This window comes from Agromyces atrinae (assembly GCF_013407835.1).
Classification (GTDB): domain Bacteria; phylum Actinomycetota; class Actinomycetes; order Actinomycetales; family Microbacteriaceae; genus Agromyces; species Agromyces atrinae.
Window position 1 is genome coordinate 1,636,031 of the sequence record NZ_JACCBI010000001.1, and the last position, 19,841, is coordinate 1,655,871.

19 protein-coding genes are annotated in these 19,841 nt (G+C 69.7%); 6 read left to right on the forward strand and 13 right to left on the reverse strand.

Features of this window, described 5'->3' with window-relative positions; genetic code table 11:
* Positions 1-54: 54 nt before the first annotated feature.
* Both BJ972_RS07855 and BJ972_RS07860 read left to right on the forward strand, forming a co-directional pair.
* Entirely contained in the window at positions 55-276 is a 222-nt protein-coding gene (locus tag BJ972_RS07855) for a hypothetical protein (protein ID WP_129176818.1), read from the forward strand.
* A gap of 192 nt (positions 277-468) precedes the next feature.
* The gene (locus tag BJ972_RS07860) at positions 469-2,124 is read left to right on the forward strand and encodes an HNH endonuclease signature motif containing protein (RefSeq protein WP_129176816.1); all 1,656 of its coding nucleotides are present in this window, start codon (positions 469-471) and stop codon (positions 2,122-2,124) included.
* 168 nt (positions 2,125-2,292) lie between these two features.
* On the opposite strand, the gene BJ972_RS07865 is transcribed toward BJ972_RS07860, so the two are convergent.
* The 13 genes from BJ972_RS07865 to BJ972_RS07925 all read right to left on the reverse strand — a co-directional run bounded on the left by BJ972_RS07865 (position 2,293) and on the right by BJ972_RS07925 (position 15,118).
* Positions 2,293-2,571: a hypothetical protein gene (locus tag BJ972_RS07865; RefSeq protein ID WP_164989983.1), complete on the reverse strand. Its 279-nt coding sequence runs from the start codon at positions 2,569-2,571 to the stop codon at positions 2,293-2,295.
* Positions 2,572-2,631: 60 nt separating this feature from the next.
* Positions 2,632-3,897 (reverse strand): alpha-L-fucosidase, encoded by a 1,266-nt coding sequence (locus tag BJ972_RS07870; RefSeq protein ID WP_129176814.1) that lies wholly within the window; start codon positions 3,895-3,897, stop codon positions 2,632-2,634.
* Positions 3,898-3,900: 3 nt separating this feature from the next.
* Complete coding sequence (locus BJ972_RS07875; RefSeq protein ID WP_129176812.1) at positions 3,901-4,572, reverse strand: hypothetical protein; 672 nt, start codon at positions 4,570-4,572, stop codon at positions 3,901-3,903.
* Between the two features lie 7 nt (positions 4,573-4,579).
* Positions 4,580-5,491 (reverse strand): carbohydrate ABC transporter permease, encoded by a 912-nt coding sequence (locus BJ972_RS07880; protein WP_129176811.1) that lies wholly within the window; start codon positions 5,489-5,491, stop codon positions 4,580-4,582.
* A complete protein-coding gene (locus tag BJ972_RS07885) occupies positions 5,488-6,375 on the reverse strand; it encodes a carbohydrate ABC transporter permease (RefSeq protein ID WP_129176970.1) in 888 nt (295 codons plus the stop codon). The genes BJ972_RS07880 and BJ972_RS07885 overlap by 4 nt, the downstream gene beginning before the upstream one ends.
* A gap of 159 nt (positions 6,376-6,534) precedes the next feature.
* On the reverse strand, positions 6,535-7,836 hold the full coding sequence (locus BJ972_RS07890; protein ID WP_129176809.1) for an ABC transporter substrate-binding protein: 1,302 nt from the start codon (positions 7,834-7,836) through the stop codon (positions 6,535-6,537).
* Positions 7,837-8,140: 304 nt separating this feature from the next.
* Complete coding sequence (locus BJ972_RS07895; protein WP_179419933.1) at positions 8,141-9,124, reverse strand: glycoside hydrolase family protein; 984 nt, start codon at positions 9,122-9,124, stop codon at positions 8,141-8,143.
* Positions 9,121-10,233, reverse strand: coding sequence for a Gfo/Idh/MocA family protein (locus BJ972_RS07900; RefSeq protein WP_129176807.1), 1,113 nt, complete (start codon positions 10,231-10,233; stop codon positions 9,121-9,123). Before BJ972_RS07900 ends, BJ972_RS07895 begins: the two co-directional genes overlap by 4 nt.
* Positions 10,234-10,236: 3 nt before the next feature.
* Complete coding sequence (locus tag BJ972_RS07905; RefSeq protein WP_129176805.1) at positions 10,237-10,989, reverse strand: cupin domain-containing protein; 753 nt, start codon at positions 10,987-10,989, stop codon at positions 10,237-10,239.
* Positions 10,989-11,915, reverse strand: a complete 927-nt coding sequence (locus tag BJ972_RS07910; RefSeq protein ID WP_129176803.1) for a DUF6807 domain-containing protein — start codon at positions 11,913-11,915, stop codon at positions 10,989-10,991. The genes BJ972_RS07905 and BJ972_RS07910 overlap by 1 nt, the downstream gene beginning before the upstream one ends.
* 156 nt (positions 11,916-12,071) lie before the next feature.
* Complete coding sequence (locus BJ972_RS07915) at positions 12,072-12,521, reverse strand: sigma-70 family RNA polymerase sigma factor (RefSeq protein ID WP_164989982.1); 450 nt, start codon at positions 12,519-12,521, stop codon at positions 12,072-12,074.
* A gap of 507 nt (positions 12,522-13,028) precedes the next feature.
* Positions 13,029-14,102: a M24 family metallopeptidase gene (locus tag BJ972_RS07920; RefSeq protein ID WP_241830892.1), complete on the reverse strand. Its 1,074-nt coding sequence runs from the start codon at positions 14,100-14,102 to the stop codon at positions 13,029-13,031.
* Positions 14,099-15,118 carry a LacI family DNA-binding transcriptional regulator gene (locus BJ972_RS07925; protein ID WP_129176801.1) on the reverse strand — a complete coding sequence of 340 codons (1,020 nt, stop codon included), beginning with the start codon at positions 15,116-15,118 and terminating at the stop codon, positions 14,099-14,101. Before BJ972_RS07925 ends, BJ972_RS07920 begins: the two co-directional genes overlap by 4 nt.
* A gap of 127 nt (positions 15,119-15,245) precedes the next feature.
* On the opposite strand from BJ972_RS07925, the gene BJ972_RS07930 reads away from it, so the two are divergent.
* The 4 genes from BJ972_RS07930 to BJ972_RS07945 all read left to right on the forward strand — a co-directional run bounded on the left by BJ972_RS07930 (position 15,246) and on the right by BJ972_RS07945 (position 19,681).
* On the forward strand, positions 15,246-16,166 hold the full coding sequence (locus BJ972_RS07930) for an NAD-dependent epimerase/dehydratase family protein (protein WP_129176799.1): 921 nt from the start codon (positions 15,246-15,248) through the stop codon (positions 16,164-16,166).
* Positions 16,163-17,077 (forward strand): 5-dehydro-4-deoxyglucarate dehydratase, encoded by a 915-nt coding sequence (locus BJ972_RS07935; protein WP_129176797.1) that lies wholly within the window; start codon positions 16,163-16,165, stop codon positions 17,075-17,077. The genes BJ972_RS07930 and BJ972_RS07935 overlap by 4 nt, the downstream gene beginning before the upstream one ends.
* A 2-nt stretch (positions 17,078-17,079) precedes the next feature.
* The gene (locus tag BJ972_RS07940) at positions 17,080-18,141 is read left to right on the forward strand and encodes a mandelate racemase/muconate lactonizing enzyme family protein (protein ID WP_129176964.1); all 1,062 of its coding nucleotides are present in this window, start codon (positions 17,080-17,082) and stop codon (positions 18,139-18,141) included.
* 103 nt (positions 18,142-18,244) lie between these two features.
* Positions 18,245-19,681 carry an aldehyde dehydrogenase (NADP(+)) gene (locus BJ972_RS07945; RefSeq protein ID WP_129176796.1) on the forward strand — a complete coding sequence of 479 codons (1,437 nt, stop codon included), beginning with the start codon at positions 18,245-18,247 and terminating at the stop codon, positions 19,679-19,681.
* The last annotated feature ends 160 nt before the right edge of the window (positions 19,682-19,841 follow it).

The window sequence follows — 19,841 nt, forward strand, 5'->3', positions numbered from 1 at the left end:
GACGGCGGTCGTACGACCCTTCCGCCCGGAACACCGCTTCGCTAGCATCGCGACATGGAAGATCCCACGCAGGAACAGCTCGAGAACTCGGAACACCTGGAGAAACGCACGATCGGCGGCGAACTTCGCTACTACGTGAAGAACATCAAGGCGCACTGGCCCGTCGTCGAGGACGCGCCGAACGCGGAGGGTCAAGAAGCGTGGTGGACGGCCGACGGCAAGTTCCACGCGACGCACGCGCAGCTGCGACGCGACTCGTTCATCGGCGTCGTCTAGCGCGAAGGACGGCCCTGCGGCTCGGCCGCGGGGCCGCTGCACGCGCGCCCATCGACGTTCTGCTCGCATCGGTGTCCTTTCCGTTCGTCCGTGTGGGGCACCATCACACCATGCAGATGAGATCGAATCAATCTTCGATTTCAACCTGTGGATAACTCACGCTGCGTCGTATGTATTTCCTAGACTCAGGACATGCACACGACCCCTCCCGCTCTTGCTGCGCTCGCCCATGCGCACTCTGCCGCGCTGACGGCATGGGTCGAGTCGCTGACGTCGAGCCCGAGCGATTCGGTGCAGGGCGACATCCGCGCACTGAGCGATGACGGGCTCGTGCGCTGCCTCGATGCGCTCTCGGCGCTCGCGCGACGTGTCGCGCAGCTCCAGGCACGGCTGGCCGCCGAGGTCGCGGAGCGCTCACCGACGGATGCCGCACAGAGCCTTGCCGCGCAGCGGGGTTTCTCGTCGCCCGCCCGATTGATCGCCCAGTCGACAGGAGAGGGGTTCGCGACGGCGAGCCGGCTGATGACCGTCGGCACAGCGACGTCCACCCGTGAATCACTGTCGGGTGAGCAGCAGCCCGCGCGGTATCCCTTCCTCGCTGCTGCGCTCGACGAGGGAACAGTCAGCGTCGCGGCGGCCGCGGCGATCGCGTCGTTCCTCGACGGTGTTCGCCTTCGAGCCGACGCTCGCGATCTCGCCGATGCCGAGCGGTTGCTCGTCGAGCGCGCACCACTCGTCGGCGCCGACGGCATCCATCGACTCGTCAAGAATCTGACCGCACACCTCGATCCCGCCCGAGTGAAGCTCCGCGAAGACGAGTTGCGGGAGGGGCGAAGCCTCCGCCTCTGGGAGGATCGGCGCGGATTCATCCGGCTCGCGGGAGCGTTCGATCCGGTCAACGGAGCGCATCTGAAGACGGCCGTCGACGCACTGGTAGGGGCCGAGCTTCATCGAGAGCGTGACGAACGGCGAACATCGACCGCGAGTTCCTCGGAAGTCGGCACGAGCGACACGGAGCAGGCCGACCCGGTCGTCGCGGAATCGCGAACGATCGTTCAGATGAATGCCGATGCGCTCGCCGACATCGCCCGGCTCGCGCTCGGAAGCTCCGCGTCGCCGCCATCGCTGCGCAGCGCAACTGTCGTGGCACGCATCGAGCTCGATGATCTTCTCGCCACGGGCGATCGCTCGAACCGCGCTCTCCGGTCGGACGACGGCAGCGCGGTGAATGCGGACACGCACGAGGGCACCAGTGCGGATACCGGGTCGCGTCGGGTTTCTTGGCCGAGTTCGGGGTCGAGGGACGGGTCCGAATCGGCCAGCGGTCAGGGCTGGGGAACGCTCGACGGCGTCGATCAACCGATCAGCGCGGCATCTGTCCGCGAACTCGCGAGTGCGGCGGGGATCACCTCGATAATCCTCGGCAGCCGGGGTGAAGTGCTCGACCTCGGCAGATCAGAACGCTACTTCTCCACCGCCCAGCGCCTGGCGCTCGCCGAGCGCGACGGAGGGTGCGCGTTTCCTGGCTGCACGCGCCCGCCGCAGTACACGCAGGCGCATCACATCTCGTGGTGGACGCGTGATCGCGGTCGCACTGATCTCGACAATGGGATCCTCCTCTGCAGCTTCCACCACCATCGGGTTCACGACGACGGGTGGACCATCCGCGTGCGCGACGGCCGCACGTGGTTCATCCCACCGGCGCATCTCGACCCCGATCGTGTGCCGCGGCCCGGCAATCGAGGGCCAGGCCTGTCGAGGCGACGATCGCGCTCGGCGACCCTGAGTTCGGTGTTCGGCGTCCCTCCGCCGCCGCCCACCGCGACACGAGAGGTGACGCGGGAGTGACGACGGTGGGAGGTCTCGCGAGGTCTCGCGAGGTCTCACCCGGTGTCGGATGGCCGTGGCGCTTGCGCGAATCTCACATCGCGCATCGCGGATCGCGGATCGCGGATCGCGGATCGCGGATCGCGGATCGCGCATCGCGCACGCGAATCGCGAATCGCGAACTGCGAATCAGTCGACGATGCGCCATTCCCGGATGAACTCCTCGACGGTCTTCGTGGCGAGGTCGTCACGCACGGTCTGCAGCAGCAGGTCCGGCTCGCCGACATCGGCCGTTGTACGAAGCACCTCGACGCCGGTCTCGCGGCGTCGCACCACGAGATCGACGTCGAGGTCCACATCGCCCCACAGAACACGGACGATCGACCACACACGGCGGAGCAGGCGACGAGCGGACGAACCGCCGGGGGCCTCGAGCGCTGCGGTGAGGTGTTCGGAAGCGCGATCCATCAGACCAGTCTCGCGGAGGATCCGGCGCGGGCGAAAACCGCCGCGGGGTGACGCGAGCGACTACTCGGAAGGAAGAAGGATGACGGTGACGGTCTCACCGGCGGGAGTACCGATGACATCGAGCTCGGCGTCATCGGTGATGATGACGATCTCTTCGCCGTGTCGCCATGCGCGCCACCACGCGCCCTCGGTCGATGACGTGATCTCGAGTTCATCATGATCGAGCACGGATCGACCGAGTGTGAGCGGCTTGACCCGCGTCATCCACTCACCGAAGCCCTCGAGTGTGCGGCGCTGCACCTCGGGGATGACGCCCGATGCGGTCGGGCCGACGTTGAGGAGCAGCCGTCCTCCGCGCGAGACGACGTCGCTGTAGAGACGCGCGAGTTCCCGCGCACTGAGAGTGAGCGACTCGTCTTCGAGCGAGTTGTACCCGAACGAGAAGCCGAGACCGCGGCACTGCTCCCAGCCGTCGGTCGACTCATTCTCGGTGCCGTGCGAATACTCGCTCGTGCGGTAGTCCCACGCTTCTACGCCCCAACGGTCATTGACGATTCCGTCGGGAACGACGCTGCGGTAGTGCGCGAAGAGCCTGTCGAGCGAGTGCGGCCCGTCTGCCTTGCCCGCGTCGGGCCAGTTGATGTCGTTCCAGATGAGCGACGGTCGATAGCGATCGATGAGATCGATGACGTGCGTGTACGCGTACTCCGCGTAGTCGGGGCCGGTCGGTCGCAGGGTGTGGACGTCGTCGCTCGAGAGATGCGGAGGGAACTCCTCGAACGACCAGTCGAGACCGCCCGAGTAGTAGACGGCGAAGCGCAGGCCGGCGTCGCGCACCGCATCGGCGAGCGGCGAGATGAGGTCGCGCTTCGGTCCGCGCGTCGCGGTCGAGCGATCGTCCGCACCCGGCGCGGGCCACAGCACGACGCCGTCGTGATGCTTCGTCGTGGGCACGACGTAGTCGGCTCCCGCGGCGCGGAACAGCTCCGCCCACGCGCGAGGGTCGTAGTCCTCGGCCGTCCACGCATCGAGGAAGTCGAGATACGGAGCCCCACCGTAGGTCGCATCGTGATGAGCGCGGGCGTGCGAGCCCTCGATACGGATGGTGTTGGCGTACCACTCCGCGTAAGCGTTGTGAGCGAACCACTCGTCGTCGGGTACTTCGCCGAGGGCGCCCGTCGGCTCCGCCCACGCGGGCACCGAATACGGGCCCCAGTGGATGAAGATGCCGAGACTCGCGTCACGGGCCCACCGGGGCAGGCCGTCGGGTCGGGGCACGGCGACGGCCGAATGGGGCGCGTCGGAAGAGTTGTTCGGTGCGGTCATGGCTCAGTGATCCTCGAGCTGCTCGTCTTGCCCTCGACGAGGGCGCTCGGGCACCGCCACGACGGCGAGAGCGACGCACCCGAGTGCGGGGATGAGGAGCGGGAAGAGCTGCCAGGTCACGACGACCGCGAAGATCGCCGTCGCCACGAGGTATAGCGCACCGATCGGATCGGCTCGCACGAGGCGGGGCAGCGCACGCACGGCGCCGCGCCAGCGCGTCTCGGGGCTCCAGGCGCCCGCGGCCACGAGCAGCGCGACGGCGAGCACCGCGAGTCCGACCCATCCGACGACAGCGATGAACTCGCCGCCGGGGAGGGCTCCCGATTGCGCGATGTCGATGTCGAGGATCAGCACGAGAAGGAGGAACGCCGCAGCGAAACCGATACCGATGCCGCCGAGCACGCCGCTCTTCACGTCGGCCCAGAAGAAGCTCATGTTCGAGTCCTCGGCGAGGAGGTACCGCCGCAGGTGTCGTACGCCCGCCGCGAGAGCGATCGGCAGCGTGATGATCGGCAGGGCGACGAGAGCGACGAGCACACCGATGAGGAGGACCTCGCCGAGGAGCGCGAACCAGCTCGTCGCACCCGGGAACCGCGCGGGAGGTGCGGAATCCAGGGTCGGTCCGCTTCCCGTCCGGTCGGCCCGGCGGGCTGCGCGACTGCTCGCTCGCGACATCCGCTCGCTAGCCCTTCAGTCCCTGCGTCGCCACGCCGTCGACGAGGAAGCGCTGGAACACGATGAAGAAGATGAGGATCGGCAAGAGAGCCAGGAAGGAGACCGCGACCGTGGCCCCGTAGTCCGATGTGCTCGTCGTGTCGTTGTAGAGACGCAGAGCGATCGGCAGCGGGTACATCTCGGGCGAGTTGACGTAGAGCAGCGGGCCGAGGAAGTCGTTCCACGTCCAGATGAACGAGAAGATCGCGCTCGTGATGAGAGCCGGCTTGATGAGCGGAAGGATGATCGAGAAGAACGTGCGCGCGTGGCCCGCTCCGTCGATGCGCGCCGCTTCGTCCATGTCGCGCGGGATGTTGCGGATGAACTGCACGATGAGGAAGACGAAGAACGCCTCGGTCGCGAGGAACTTCGGCAGGATGAGCGGCCAGTACGTATCGACCAGCTCGAGCCGGTTGAACATGATGTACTGCGGGATGATGATGACGTGGAACGGCAGGAGCAGCGTTCCGATCATCGCCGAGAACAGCAGTCCGACACCCTTGAACTGGATGCGGGCGAAGGCGTACGCCGCGAGGGCCGACGACGCGATCGTTCCGATGACCGCCATGACGGCGATGAAGAGCGAGTTCGCGAAGAAGCGCCAGAGCGGGGTGCCGCCGATGCCCTCGAGCACCTTGATGTAGTTGTCGATCGTCGGGTTGTTGGGGATGAGTCCCGGGTTCTGACCGAACTCGCCCGAGGGCTTGAAGGTCGAGAGGAACAACCAGAAGAGCGGGTACAGCACGATGAGGGTGAGCGCCGTGAGGGCGACGAACCAGATGATCGTGTTGATCGTCTTCCGCTTCGGCGCACGGCGCTTCGGCTTCGGCTGGGCGGACACCTCGAGCAGTTCGGCCCGAGGGACTTCGATCGTGCTCATCGGTTCTCTCCCGCGTAGTGGACCCAAGACTTGGAGGTCTTGAAGAGGACGAAAGCGATGATCGCGACGACGATGACGAGCACCCAGGCCATGGCCGAGGCGTATCCCATTTGTCCGTCGGGGAAACCGCGCTTGTAGAGGTAGACGGTGTAGAAGTTCGTCATGCCGGCGGGGCCACCCGAACCGTTCGAGATGATGTACGCCGACGCGAAGACCTGGAAGGCGTTGATCGTCTCGAGCAGCAGGTTGAAGAAGATGACCGACGAGAGCATCGGCAGCGTGACGCTGCGGAACTTCCGGAACGGACCGGCGCCGTCGACCTCGGCCGCTTCGTACAGCTCACGAGGGATCTGCTTGAGGCCGGCGAGGAAGATGACCATCGGGGCGCCGAACTGCCACACCGCGAGGAGGATCATCATCGGCATGACGAGCGAGACGTTGCCGACCCAGCCGCCCAGGTTGATTCCGAAGAGGCTGAGCGAGTTGTCGACGGGGCCGTCGGTCGAGAACATCGCACGCCACACGATGGCGACGGAGACGCTCGCACCGATGAGCGACGGGGCGTAGAAGGACGAGCGGTAGAAGCCGGCGCCCTTGTCGCGGTAGTTCAAGAGCATCGCGATGCCGAGAGCGGCGGCGAGCTTGATCGGGGTTCCCACGAGCACGTAGACGAGCGTGATCTGCACCGACTGGATGTAGACCGGGTCGTTCGTGAACATGCGAACGAAGTTGTCGAGACCGATCCACTGAGGGTCTTGGAAGAGGTTGTACTTCGTGAAGGCGAGGTACAGCGAGTAGATCATCGGCCCGAGCGTGAGCCCGAGGAATCCGATGAGCCAGGGCGTCAGGAATGCGTACCCGGCGCGCGTTTCGCGGCGACTCATGAGAGTCGACTTGGGTGCGGTGCGGCCGGGGCCGCCCGCTCGGCGTTGAGCCGAGCGGGCCGCCTTCGATCCGTACCGATCGGTCGCGGTGACGACCGAACGGGTCTCAGTCACAGTGGATCTCCTACGTTGATTCGAACAGTAGTCCCCGGGTCGGGATTACTGGTTGAGGACGACGTCCATCTCGCCGAAGAACTGGCTCACGGCGTCATCCACGCTCAGGGTGCCGAAGGCGAGCTCCTGACCGATGAGACGGAACTTCTCCTCCAGGGTGCCGAAGCCGACGATCGGCACGGGCGGGGCGTCGCCGAGACGGTCGGCGATCGATTCCTCGTAGGCGCGGATCTGCTCGCCCAGCGGGTCGAGCTCTGCACCCTCGAGCTGCGTCGTCGAGGCCGGGAGGCCACGGTTGGTGCCGAATGCGGCACCGACCTCGGGGCTGTTGACGAGGAAGTTGAGGAGCGTCGCGGCGGCCTCGGGGTGGTCGGTCTTCGACGAGATCGTGTGCAGCATCGAGGGCTTCAGGTAGAGGTCCTTCGCACCTTCCTCGGTGACGGGCGGCGCGACGAGACCGAGCTCGGTGTAGTCGGCGCCGAGGTTGCCGAGGTAGCCGGCACCGAAGTTGTCCCACGTGAGCTCGCTCGCCGTGAGGGCCGAGTCGAAGCCCGACAGCGGGTAGACCTCTTCGAGGCGCTGCTGCGGGATGACGATGCCGTCGCGTGCCGCGACGCCCGACTCCCAGAACTCGGCGAGACGCGCTTCGTCGAAGCCGGGCTCGGCGTCGTCGTTGAAGAGGTACGAGCCCTCGGCGCGGAGCTGGATCTCGAAGTTCTGGATGCGACCTGTGTAGTCGGTGCCGCCCCAGACGGTTCCGCCACCGGCGTCGGTGACCGACTTCATCCAGTCGTCGTAGTCTTCCCAGTCGCCGCCGGCGAACTCCTCGACACCGACCTGCTCGAGGAGCTTCGGGTTCGTGTAGAGGCCCCACGCGTTGGTGGAGGTCGCGATGCCGGTGGTCACACCGTTGACGACGCCGATGCCGAGGATGTTCTCGGAGAGCGGCTCGGTGTCGATGATGTTGCCGAGGTAGGGCTCGAGGTCGAGCAGCAGGTTGTTCTGCGAGTACTGGCGCAGGTACGAGTAGTCGAACTGCATCACGTCGGGGAGGCCACCACCGGCGGCTTCGGTCTGACGCTTCTCCCAGAACTCGGGGAAGCCGAGGAAGGAGGAGTTGACCGTGATGTTCGGGTATTCCTCTTCGAACGCGGCGAAGGCCTCGTCGTACATCGCGGCGCGCACGTCGTTGCCCCAGAAGGCGAAGTTGAGCGTGACCTTCTCGTCAGGGTCGTAGGTCGTGGCGGCGTCTCCGCTACCCGATGCGCACCCGGTGAGGGCGAGCGCAGCGGCCGCGGTCAGGGCCACCGCGGTGACCGCGGTACGGCTCGAGCGAATGTTGAACATCGTTGTCCTCCTGGAAACGTCTGTGGTTCCTGCTGTGTCGACGCCCTCTCGGTCTCGAATCAAGAACTCGGATTCGGGAAAGCGTTTCCCCTACGGTAACCGAGGGCATCGGCTTCGGTCAACAGAATCCAGAAAATCGTTTCAATCTGTTATCGAGGGTCGGGCCAGGCAACGCATCGACGCTCGGAATCACCCGGATCGCCGGCACTCGCCGATGTGAAGGAGCATCCGTCGAGCTTCTCATCTTCCGCAGCCCGACGCCCACTCGCGGCATGGCGCTCGGGCCAATCGCAGCACCCCAAGGTCAGCCCGCGAGCACCCCACCCGCCGGCAAGGGCCGCGGCCGCGCCTCCCGATCGCAGATCAGCACGCCGTCGACGACCGACAACTCGGCCGTGTGCACCGCGCTGACACGTGCCGCCGCGTCATCCGCAGACCCCAGCTCGCTGCCGTCCCAGTGCGGGTGGGTGAAGTAGTAGAGCACGCCGCGATCGCCGCACACGACGACATCGCCGTGACGCCCGAAGGTCAGATCGTCGGGAGCGAGACGATCGGCGTCGGCCGGGTCCACTCCCCCGAGGATGACGGCGTCGGGCCCGCCCTGACGCGTCCACGTCACGGCATCGGGCGACCGGTACACCCCCATGCCGCGCCACTCGTCGACGAGGAGCCACCAGTACCCGCCGAGCTCGAAGACGTTCACGCCTTCGTGCGGTCGCCCGTCGATCACGACGCCCTCGACGGTCCACGACGCGAGATCGGCGCTCGACGCGACCCACGTCGTCGACCCGCGCCCCTCGTCCTTGTACCAGAGGCGCCACAGCCCATCGGGGCACGGCGCGACACACGCATCGATCACACGATGGGACGACAGACGGAGCTCCTGCACCGGAGCCCACGCCCGCAGGTCGTCGCTCACGAACTCGCGGATGACGCGCGCGTGGCCCTCCCACCGATCGGGCACTCCCGCGATGAAGCTGAGGTACATGCGGTACCGCTCGCCGTCCCAGATGACCTCGGGCGCCCAGTGCGTGTTGGGGCCCGCATCAGCACCCGCGTCGAGCCCGTCGACGACGCCCTCGTACGTCCAGTCGACGCCGTCGGCCGAACGCGCGACCCCGATTCGACTGCCGTGCACCCACGCGACGCCGGGCTCGTCGACGCTCGCGCGGCGCTGCGTGTAGAACATGACCCACTCGCCGCTCGCGCGATCCGCGATGACCACGGGGTCGGTCGCGCCGTCGTGCACGGGGTCACGGAAGACGGCGCGCGGCGTGCGCACCGTCATCCGTCGGCGCTCGGAGCCAGAACCTGGACGGGCGCTTCGAGGCTGCCCCGCCGACTCGGGTCGAGGCGCAGGGTCGCGGGGGTGACGACCGATCCGCTCGCGGCCGACGCATAGACCGCGGCGACGATCTCGAACGAGCGCGACGGGTCGGCGGCGGTCGACGGCAGCGGGGCTCCGGAGCGGAGCGCGTCGTAGATGTCGCGCACGAGCGGGTCGTGTCCGCTCGGCTCCTCGACCGCGGGAAGCGCCCACGAGTCGGGCACGTCGACGCCGGGAGCCGGCGTGATCGACCAGTGCTCGTGGCCGTGGCCGTAGAGGTGGTCGACGGTGATGGTCGCGAGCTCCGTGTCGATGCGGATCGAGCTCGTCTCGCGCGGCGAGAGCAGGCTCGTGACGACCGACGCGACGGCGCCCGACTCGAACGTCACGACGGCCGTCGAGACGTCCTCGGTTTCGACGTCGCGCGCGAGTCGCCAGAGCTGGCCCTGCACGCTCGACCAGGCACCGAGCAGGTACGCGAGCAGGTCGATCTGGTGGATGCCGTGACCGAGCGTCGGCCCGCCGCCCTCGGTGGCCCACTTTCCGCGCCACGGCACCTCGAAGTACGCGGGGTCGCGGTACCAGAGCGTCTGGCAGTTCGCGACGAGCGGGCGCCCGAGGGCGCCCGAGTCGAGGAGGCCGCGCACGTGGGCCGCGGCGGTTCCCGTGCGCTGCTGGAACACGACCGCGAGGGTACGACCCGTGCGCTCGGCGGCATCCGTCATCGCGTCGAGCTGCTCGAGCGAGAGGGCCGGCGGCTTCTCGACGACGACGTCGAGGCCGGCCTCGAGCGCGAGGATCGTCTGGTCGGCGTGCACGCCGGGCGGCGTGCAGATGTGCGCGACGTCGATTCCGCCCACAGCGAGCGCGGCCTCGAGCGAGTCGAAGGTCGCCGCGACACCCCACTGCTCGGCGAAGGCTGTCGCCCGCTCCGCACTCGTGTCGACGACGGCGACGATCCGGGCCGCGGGCGCGCCGTCGGCATCGACGTAGGCCTGGATCGCATGGGCGTGCGCGTGGGCGATCGCGCCCGTGCCGACGATGACGGCGCGCTGGAGGGTGTCGGTCATCGGTCAGATCCTTTCGGGGCCCGACGGGCCGGTGGTCTCGTGGGCTGCTCCCCGAGGGTGCAGGGTGTCGAAACGTGTGAGTCGTCCGCACATGCCGAACGCGTCGATCGGGTCGGCGGTCGCGACCCGGCCGCCGGCGAGCTGGGGTGCACGGCCGGCCGCGAGGTCGTCGAGTTGGATGTCGGTGGCGCGCGTGACCTCGGCTACCGAGGCGTCCCAGGTCGCCCGCCACTCGGCCGCCCGCGGGGCGACGAGTGATGTCACGCGATCGTAGAAACGCGTGAGTGCATCGGGGTCGCCCGCGAGCACGGCGTCTCGCAGCACGACGAATCCGCGCACGGCGAGGTCTCGCCGGGCGAGTGCCGCCGCACCGGCATCCGCTCCGGTCGGCAGGGCCGCGGCCGCGCGGTAGGCCTCCGCGTCAGCGAGGATCTCGTCGGGGAAGGTCATGATCGCGTCGCCCGCCTCGGGCAGCCCCGCGTTCTGCATGACGACGCGCACTTCGAGGTCTCCGTGGGAGACGGCGCGGTGGATGACGCCGGGCGAGAACCACACGACATCGCCCGCCGCGATCGGGCGCTCGCGGTAGCCCGACGCATCGAGCGTGTGCAGCTCGCCCGAACCGCCGACGACCACGTAGGCCTCGGTCGACACGACGTGCACGTGCGGCGAGCCCCCGATGACGCCGTCGGGCGCCGCGCTCGTGTAGACGCGGAGAGCGCTGATCGACGTGCCGCCGGGGAACGCGACCGCCATCACTCGACCTCGACGACCGGGCTCGCCGAGACGGCGACGAGACTCGCTTCGGCGAGGCTCGCCGCGCGTGCGGGGTCGCTCGCACCGTCGGCGATCACGACGGTGTAGATGAGGCGGAGCGTGTCGCCGGGTTCGACGGAGTACTCCTCGGAGAAGAACGGTGCGGGGCAGAGGCACGCGAAGTCCTCGGTGCGCGCGAACCACTGCGGCGGGTGCTGGATGTTGGCCTCGTCGTCGACCATGACGACGGTCGAGGCGGTGTCGTTGCCGTCGTGTCGACCGGTGAAGCCCATCCACGGCGCCCGGATTCCACGGAGTTCGTCGCCGCCCGCGACATCCGGAGCCAGGATCGTGCCGTTCGTGAACGAGCGGGGGCCGCGCCAGAAGAGCCCGCCGTAGCCGGCGTTCTCGCGGCCGCGCGTCGTCGGCGAGCCGATCGAGATCGGGGTGTCGCTCGTGTTCGTCAGGTGCGTTTCGAAGCGGAGCGCCCACGCGTCCTCATCGATGAGGGCCGCCTCGATGGTGCGCTGCTCGTCGAAGATGCGCACACCCGACTCGGTGATCCAGTCGAGCGATTCGACGATGCGGCCGCGACCCTTCGCCATCGTGACGTCGCCGCGGCGGTGCTGCTGCACTCCGTTGTTCGAGAGCTGCACGTAGCCCTCGCCCGACACGAACGTCGGGCCGCCCCAGAAGTTCTCGTCGCCGACGACCGGAAGCGACCACGCGATGCCCTTGTGCCACACGTGATCGTGGGGGCGGAAGAGCGAGACGACCTCGCCCGAGCGCGTGCGGATCGGGCTGAAGAAGGGGCGCGGCGACTCGAGCACGGGATCGGTCGGCTGCACGACGTACTCGGCGAGCACCGTGGTTCCGTCGCTGACGACGAAGCGGTCGTCGTGGGTCTCGATGCTGATCTGGTCCACGGTTCCTCCTCGAACTCGTTCCCGAGCGTTCGGGAAAGCGCTATCCCGCAGTCTACACGGTGTGCGGGAAGGGGGGCGAGTTGAGAGGGGATGGCGGGGGTGGGCGGGGTGGGGGCGAGCGGATGACGGTCGTCGGGTTCCATCTCGCAGGGCGCGTCAGTTGCGGGCGTGCGCCCAGACGAGGTCGGCCAGGACGCGTCGCACGTCGTCGGCCCGTCGGGCGAGACTCGGCGCGTTCTGCCAGAACTCGAGCCAGATCGACTCCATGGCGCGCGCCGCACGGGTCTCGTCGCCGGCGACGTGCACGCACATGCCGTACGCGACGGGCGCCCACCGGTCGTAGAGCTCCTCGAACGCGTCGGCCGCACCGCGGGCTGCGCGCGACAGCAGCACGCGGTCGCTCGGGTCGACCGGCGAGGGAGCCTCGGACGACGACGGGGTCGATGGCGTCGGGGTCGATGCAGCCAGGGTCGGTGACGACGGGGTCGGTGACGACGGGGTCGGCGATGACGGGGGCGGTGACGGGGTGGACGACGACGGGGTCGGTGACGACGGGCTCGATGACGGCGGGGTCAGTGACGGCGTCGATGCGGACGGAGGTGCCACGGGAAGCGAGTCGGCCGATCCTGACTCGTCACCGAAAGGGACGAATCCATCGAGGGGCGGACCACCGGAGAATTGCTCCACCATCACACCCACCTCCCCGATCTCTAGATTGTCTAGCTATCTCATTGTGCAGCCTGGATGACAACCAGATCAGGGGTTGCGCGCAGGCGGGAATCTGTGCTGCGGCAGCGCGGGCGAACAGATCAGCGGGGCACGGCGGCAGTCACGTCGCACCGCGCCACGCGGCACCACACCACGTCGCACAGCGCCACGCCGCGCCACACCGCGCCGCCCACGCCTAGTAGACCTCGCGGCGTGCGCACTCCGAGTTCGACGGAACTTCGCCGATTGGCCGGACGTCTCTACCGAGAGGTTCCGGCGAATCGTCGAAACTCCGGCACACCGCGAGCCGGACCGAAGCCACGGCACCGCTCAGCCCACCAACCGCGCAGCCCACCAGCCGCGCACCCCATCAACCACGCAGCCCACGAGCCACTCACCCGCCGCTCAGCGCTCCCAGACCACGGGCCGCGCGACGCCCGCGACGTCGACCGTCGGCCAGCGTTCATCTCGCGTGAGCACCTCGACCGCGGCATCCGACCGCACGACGACGGTGTCCTCGACCTTCGCGCCCGGGGCACTCGGATTCCACGCGAACGCTTGGCCCTCGTGAACCCTGTCGGCGACATCCGCCGTCCCGCGCGGATCGCGGCCCACGTACCCGGCTGCACCGCCCTGATGATGGTTCCGCCATTCGTCGGCGGCGAATCCCGCAGCGCCGTACGCCGCCACCCCCGACCGCCACGCCTCGGCGAGCGCCGCCCCCGGCACGGTCGCCGCGAAGAACGCCGCCTCGACGTCGAGGATGCGCCGGTCGGCGTCGGCCTCCCCCTCCGGCACCGCACCGAATGACACCCAGCGCGTGACGTTGGCGATGAGGCCAGACCGCCGCCCGCACACGACGAGCATCGCCCGGCGCCCGAGAGCGGCCGCGGTCGGCAACGGATGCCGGTGAGCCACGCGTTGCCGCCCCGAGACGAGCACGACGAGAGGATCGATGCCCCGGTCGACGAGCCCCGCAGCGAGGAGCGCCGCTGCGTGCTGCTCGGAGTCGGTCGGCGACACCGAGCCCGCGACATCCGTCAGCACCTCGGCCGACTCGCGGCAGAGGGCGCGGTAGCGGTCGAGCTCGGTCGGCAGCAGACTCGCCCGCGCCGCCCGCAGCTCGAGCGCGACGTCAGCCTCGGTGAGAGCGCCCGCACGAGGGCCCACCGCCGCATCGAGCGGCTCGAACCACGGCACCCGCGTGAGCGTCGCGGCGTCATCGTGCGGAAGCTCCTCGGCGACGAGCCGCTCGGCCTCGTTGCTGAACGCGAGCCACTCATCGCGATCGCGCCCGACGACGACCGCGAGCACGGGGTCGCCCGCGAGCGAGACGTGCACGCGGGCTCCGTCGAGGTACCACGACAGGGCGCCGGGCGACCGCAGCACGAACCGGTCGGCGCCGTGCCGGTCGAGCACGTCGACGAGTCGCGCGCGCTTGACGGCGCGATCGACGGATGACGGCGCGAGACGATTCACGCGCGATCCACCGGACCGGTCGACTCCCGAGCCTCGAGGCGGGGGCTGTAGAGCACCGCGTGGTCGACGGCCGCGCCGGCGATGAGGGCGCGCAACCGCTGCCACACCTGCTCGCCGATCTCGCTGCGCGGAACCGACATGCTCGTGAGCGGCGGGCTCGAGAAGCTCGCGAGCGGCACGTCGTCGAAACCGGCGACCGACACCTCGCCCGGCACCGAGACGCCGTGTTCCGAGAGGCCGCGCATGAGGCCGAGCGCGACGAGGTCGTTGAACGCGAGCACGGCGGTCGCGCCGACCTCGCCCCGCACGGCGTCGATGACCTCGGCCGTCGCGCGGTACCCGTCATCGAGCGCGGAACCGGTCGCGATGGTCGTGATCGTGAGGTCGGGCCGCGCCGCGAGGATCTCGGCGAGACCACGCTCGCGCTCGCGATTCGACGCGCTCGGGGCCGGGCCGGCGAGGTAGACGAGGCGTGTGTGGCCGAGACCGGCGAGGTGTTCGACGAGATCACGGATGCCGCGCACGTAGTCGACCCCCACGACGGGCGTTCCCGTCTCGTCGATGGGCCGGTTCACGACGACGGCCGGGGCGACGCGTGAGAGCACGTCGCGCAGCTTCTTCTCGGGCATGCGCGGCGCGCACAGCACGATCGCGTCGGTACGGTGTCGTGCCTCGATCGCGATGACCTCTTCGTCGGCGACGATCTCGGCGGTGTCGGCGACGAGCACGCGGTACCCGTCGAGCGCGGCGGCGCGGCTCAGGCCCTTGAGGATGCCCTGGAAGAGCGGGTTCTCGAGGTCGGGCACGATCATCGCGACCGTGTTGTTGCGCCCGCTCACGAGCGAGCGCGCAGCCGTGCTCGGGGTGTAGCCGAGGGCGGCGATCGAGGCGGTGACGACCTCGACGATGCGGGGGTCGACCGACGCCTTGCCGTTCAACACCCGCGAGACGGACGCCTGAGAGACGCCGGCGTGCTGGGCGACGTCGGCGATGGTCGTGGGTCTCGCGCGTTCCATCGGCGCACCTCTCAGCTCAGAAATCGGTTCACCAATAGTGACACGTGGTTGGCGAAGTTCGCTGTGCTGGCCTACCCTGAAACGAGAAAGCGATTTCTCATTTCCTCGAAAACGACAGGATCACGCGATGAAGGTACTCGTCACCGGAGCCTCGGGCCGTCTCGGTCGGAGCGTCGTCGACGGGCTCGCCGACGCCGGCCACGAGGTCGTCGCGGCCGACCGCGTCGCGTACCCCGCGGGCTCCGCGACGCGCCCCGCGTCGGAGCACATCCTCGACCTCGCCGACGAGCAGGCCGTCGACGCCCTCTTCTCGAGCGAACGACCCGAAGCCGTCATCCATCTCGCGGCCATCGCCGTGCCGTTCAGCGCGCCCGAGCGTGACATCCTCGTGACGAACACGACCCTCGGTTTCACCGTGCCCGCCGCGGCCCTGCGCCACGGCACCCCGCGCGTGCTCGCCGCATCGAGCCCCACGATCATCGGCTACGGGCGCGCGGGCTGGCGCGCGTCATCCGTTCCCCTCGACGAGACCCACCCGACCGAGCCCTGGAACGCCTACGCGCTCTCGAAGCTCGTCATCGAGCAGGAGATCGCGCAGTTCGGCCGCATCGCGGGCCCCGGCGGCCCGGTCTTCGGAGCCTTCCGCCCCTGCTACGTCATCTCGCCCGAGGAGTGGGCCGGCGCCCCGACCCAGCAGGGCCACACCGTCGCCGAGCGCCTCGCCGACCCGTCGCTCGCCGCCGTGAGCCTCTTCAACTACGTCGACGCGCGCGACGCCGGCGACTTCACCGCGACGTGGATCGACGCCGCACCCGACCTGCCCCAGGGCGAGGTGTTCTTCGTCGGAGCGGCCGACGCCCTCGCGACGGCACCCGTCGCCGAGCTCTGGCGCGACTACGCCCCGAGCCTCGGCGACGGTGCCGACGCGCTCACCGCCGACGAACCCGTCTTCAGCATCGCGAAGGCCGACCGCCTTCTCGGCTGGCGTCCGACCCGCTCATGGCGCACCGAACTCCGACCCTCGACCCCGACCGGGAGCACCGCATGAACCCCCTCCACTTCGACGGAGTCCTCTTCTTCCCCGTCACGCCGTTCGACGAGGCCGGCCGCGTCGACACCGACGTGCTCGCCGAGCACATCGAATCGCGACTGCCGTTGGGCCCCGGCGCGGTCTTCCCGGCGTGCGGAACGGGCGAGTTGCACGCCCTCTCGGCCGCCGAGGCGGCCCACGTGACGGATGCCGCGGCGCGCGTCGTCGCGGGGCGGGTGCCCGTCGTCGCCGGCGCGGGCGGCCCGCTCGGGCACGCCATCGAACTCGCCCGAGCCGCCGAAGCCTCGGGCGCCGACGCCCTCCTCGTGCTGCCGCCCTACCTCGTCGCGGGCACGACCGCGGGCCTCGTCTCGTACATCGAGGCGATCGCCGACGCGAGCGCACTGCCCGTCATCGTCTACCACCGGGGAACCGCGCGCTACACGGCCGAGGCCATGCGGCGGCTCGGTGAGAACCCGAAGGTCGTCGGCTTCAAGGACGGCCTCGGCGACATCGGCCTCGCGCAGGAGATCGTGCTCGCGACCGAGGGCCAGGGGCTGCACTTCTTCAACGGCCTCCTCACGGCCGAGCTCAGCCAGGGCGCGTACCGCGGCATCGGCATCCCCCTCTACTCGTCGGCTGCGTTCGCGATGATCCCCGAGCTCGCGAGCCTGCACTACGCGGCCTACACATCGGGCGACGAGGCCGTGCGGCTGCGGCTGCTCGCCGAGTTCTACCGCCCGCTCGTCTCGCTCCGCGACGAGACGCCGGGCTTCGGAGTCTCACTCGTGAAGGCGGGCCTCCGACTGCGCGGGCTCGACGTCGGCTCGGTGCGCCCGCCGCTCGTCGACCCGACGCCCGAGCAGACCGAACGCCTCCGCGCGATCCTCGATACGGGCCTCGCCCTCGCCGACGAACTCACCGCGTGACGATGGCCACGATCGCCGCCGTCGAGACACGACTCGTCACGCTTCCGCTCGCGCGCCCGTGGGGCGCCGACGTCACGACGATGAGCCTCGTTGAGGTCGTCGTGGCCGACAGCGACGGATGCCGCGGGCGCGGTTTCTCGTGGACCCCGACGATCGGCGCGCACGCCGTGCGGGCCCTGATCGACCACGACATCACGGCCTTCGCGCTCGGTCGCTCGATCGAGCCCGTCGACCTCTGGCCTGCGCTCTGGGCGCACCTGCACGAGGCCGGCGGCGGTGGCGTCACGACGATCGCGATGGCCGGTCTCGACCTGGCGCTCTGGGATCTCGCGGGGGTTCGCGCCGAGTCATCCGTCGTCGATCTGCTCGGACGCACCCGAGAGAGCGTCGAGGTCTACGGCTCGGGCGTCAACCTGCACTACTCGCAGGACGACCTCGTCGCGCAGACCGAGCGCTGGGTCGCGGCGGGGTTCGACGCCGTCAAGATCAAGGTCGGCAGCCCCGACCTCGCGCGCGACGTCGAGCGTCTCGCGGCCGTGCGCGCGGTACTCGGGCCGAACCGGCGACTCATGATCGACGCCAACCAGCGCTGGGACCTCGATCGCGCCGAACGCGCGATCGGTGAGCTCTCGCGGTTCGACCTCGCGTGGATCGAGGAGCCGCTGCGCGCCGACGATCTGCCGGGACACGTGGCCTTGCGCTCGCGCATCGACGTGCCGATCGCGCTCGGCGAGAACGTGCACACGCGCTACCGCTTCGCCGAGTTCATCGCCGCGGGTGCCGTCGACATCGTGCAGCCGAACATCGTGCGCGTCGGCGGCATCACGCCGTTCCGACAGATCGCGGAGCTCGCCGACGCGACGGGCACGACCCTCGCGCCGCACCTGCTGCTCGACCTCTCGGGGCAGCTCGCCGTCACGCTCACGCACCCGACGCTCGTCGAATCGGTCGAGGACGCGTCGTTCACCGACCTCGGTGCTCTCGCCGAGCCGTCGCCCGTGAGCGTCGACGGGTCGCGTCTCGTCGTGGATCCGCGCGCCGGTCTCGGCCTGCACTTCGCCTGAATCCCTCTCCGCTCGCCCCCCGCTCGACCCCGTTTCGCCCCGTTCCACCCCGCTCGACCCCGTTTCGCCCCGCTCGACCCCCGCTCGACCCTGAGGAGACACCATGACGCACGAACTCGAGACCGTCACCGCCCGCGCGAAGGCCGCCTTCGCCGTGACGAGCATCTCCACGGCCGCCGAGCGCGCCGCGTGGCTCACGGCCGTCGCCGACATCCTCGATGCGAACGCCGACGAACTCATCGCGATCGCCGACGAGGAGAGCCACCTCGGCACCGCGCGTCTCACGGGCGAGGTCGCCCGCACGACCGCGCAGCTGCGCCTCTTCGCGAGCGTCGTGACCGAGGGCTCGTACCTCGAGGCGACGATCGACCACCCGAACCCGGGCGCCACTCCCCCGTCACCGGATCTCCGCCGCATCCTCCGCCCGCTCGGCCCCGTCGCCGTGTTCTCGGCCTCGAACTTCCCCTTCGCGTTCTCGGTCGCCGGCGGCGACACCGCCTCGGCCCTCGCGGTCGGCTGCCCCGTCGTCGTCAAGGCGCACTCGGCGCACCCGCGGCTCTCGCGCCGAACCGCCGAACTCGTGACCGAGGCGCTCGTCACGGCGGGCGCACCCGAGGGCGTCTTCGCGCTCGTCGAGGGCCGGGAGGCGGGGGTCGCGCTCGTGCAGCGCCCCGAGATCACGGCCGTCGGCTTCACCGGCTCGCTCCACGGCGGACGCGCGCTCTTCGACCTCGCCGTCTCGCGCCCCGACCCCATCCCGTTCTACGGCGAGCTCAGTGCGATCAACCCCGTTCTCATCACGGCGGCCGCACTCGACGCCCGCGCCGACGAACTCGCGACCGGTCTCGCGGGCTCGTTCACCCTCGGGGCGGGCCAGTTCTGCACGAAGCCCGGCGTCGTGTTCGTGCCCGAGGGCTCGGACTTCGCCGACCGTGTGGGCGCCGCCGTCGCATCGGCCGAGGCCGTGCCGATGCTCACCGACCACATCGCCGCGGCATTCGCCGACGGGCTCGGCGCTCTCGCGGGCGACCCCGACGTGCGCGTCGTCGCCGGCTCGCCGTCGCACGACGCCGGCACGGGCCGTGCCGTCGTGCTCGAGACGGATGTCGCCGCGGTGCTCGCCCGCCCCGATGAGCTCCTCGCCGAGTGCTTCGGGCCGACGACGCTCATCGTGCGCTACCGCGACGTCACCTCGGCGCTCGACGCGATCCGCGCGATCGGCGGCAGCCTCACGGCGACCGTGCACTCGGAGCTCGGCGACGACATCAGCGAGATCGTCGCGGTGCTGAGCGGCATCGCCGGGCGCGTGCTCTTCGCGGGCTGGCCGACGGGCGTCGCCGTCAACTGGGCGCAGCAGCACGGCGGACCGTGGCCCTCGACGACCTCGTCGCTGCACACCTCGGTCGGAGCGACGGCCGTGCGCCGCTTCCTCCGCCCCGTCGCCTACCAGTCGGCGCCCGAGGCGGCACTGCCCGTCGAACTCCGCGATGACAACGTGCTCGGCATCCCCCGTCGCATCGACGGCATCCTCACCCTCTGAGGCGCCCGCTCCAGTCATCCCCGCGCTAAACCTCACCCTCCCTTCCCGTCTCGGCGTCACGACACGCTGGCTATCGGCGCGATAGCCAGCGTGTCGTGACGCCGAAACGGTAGGCGAGAGCGGGCGTGAGGGCGAGCGCGGGCGAGGGCGAGCGCCGCTG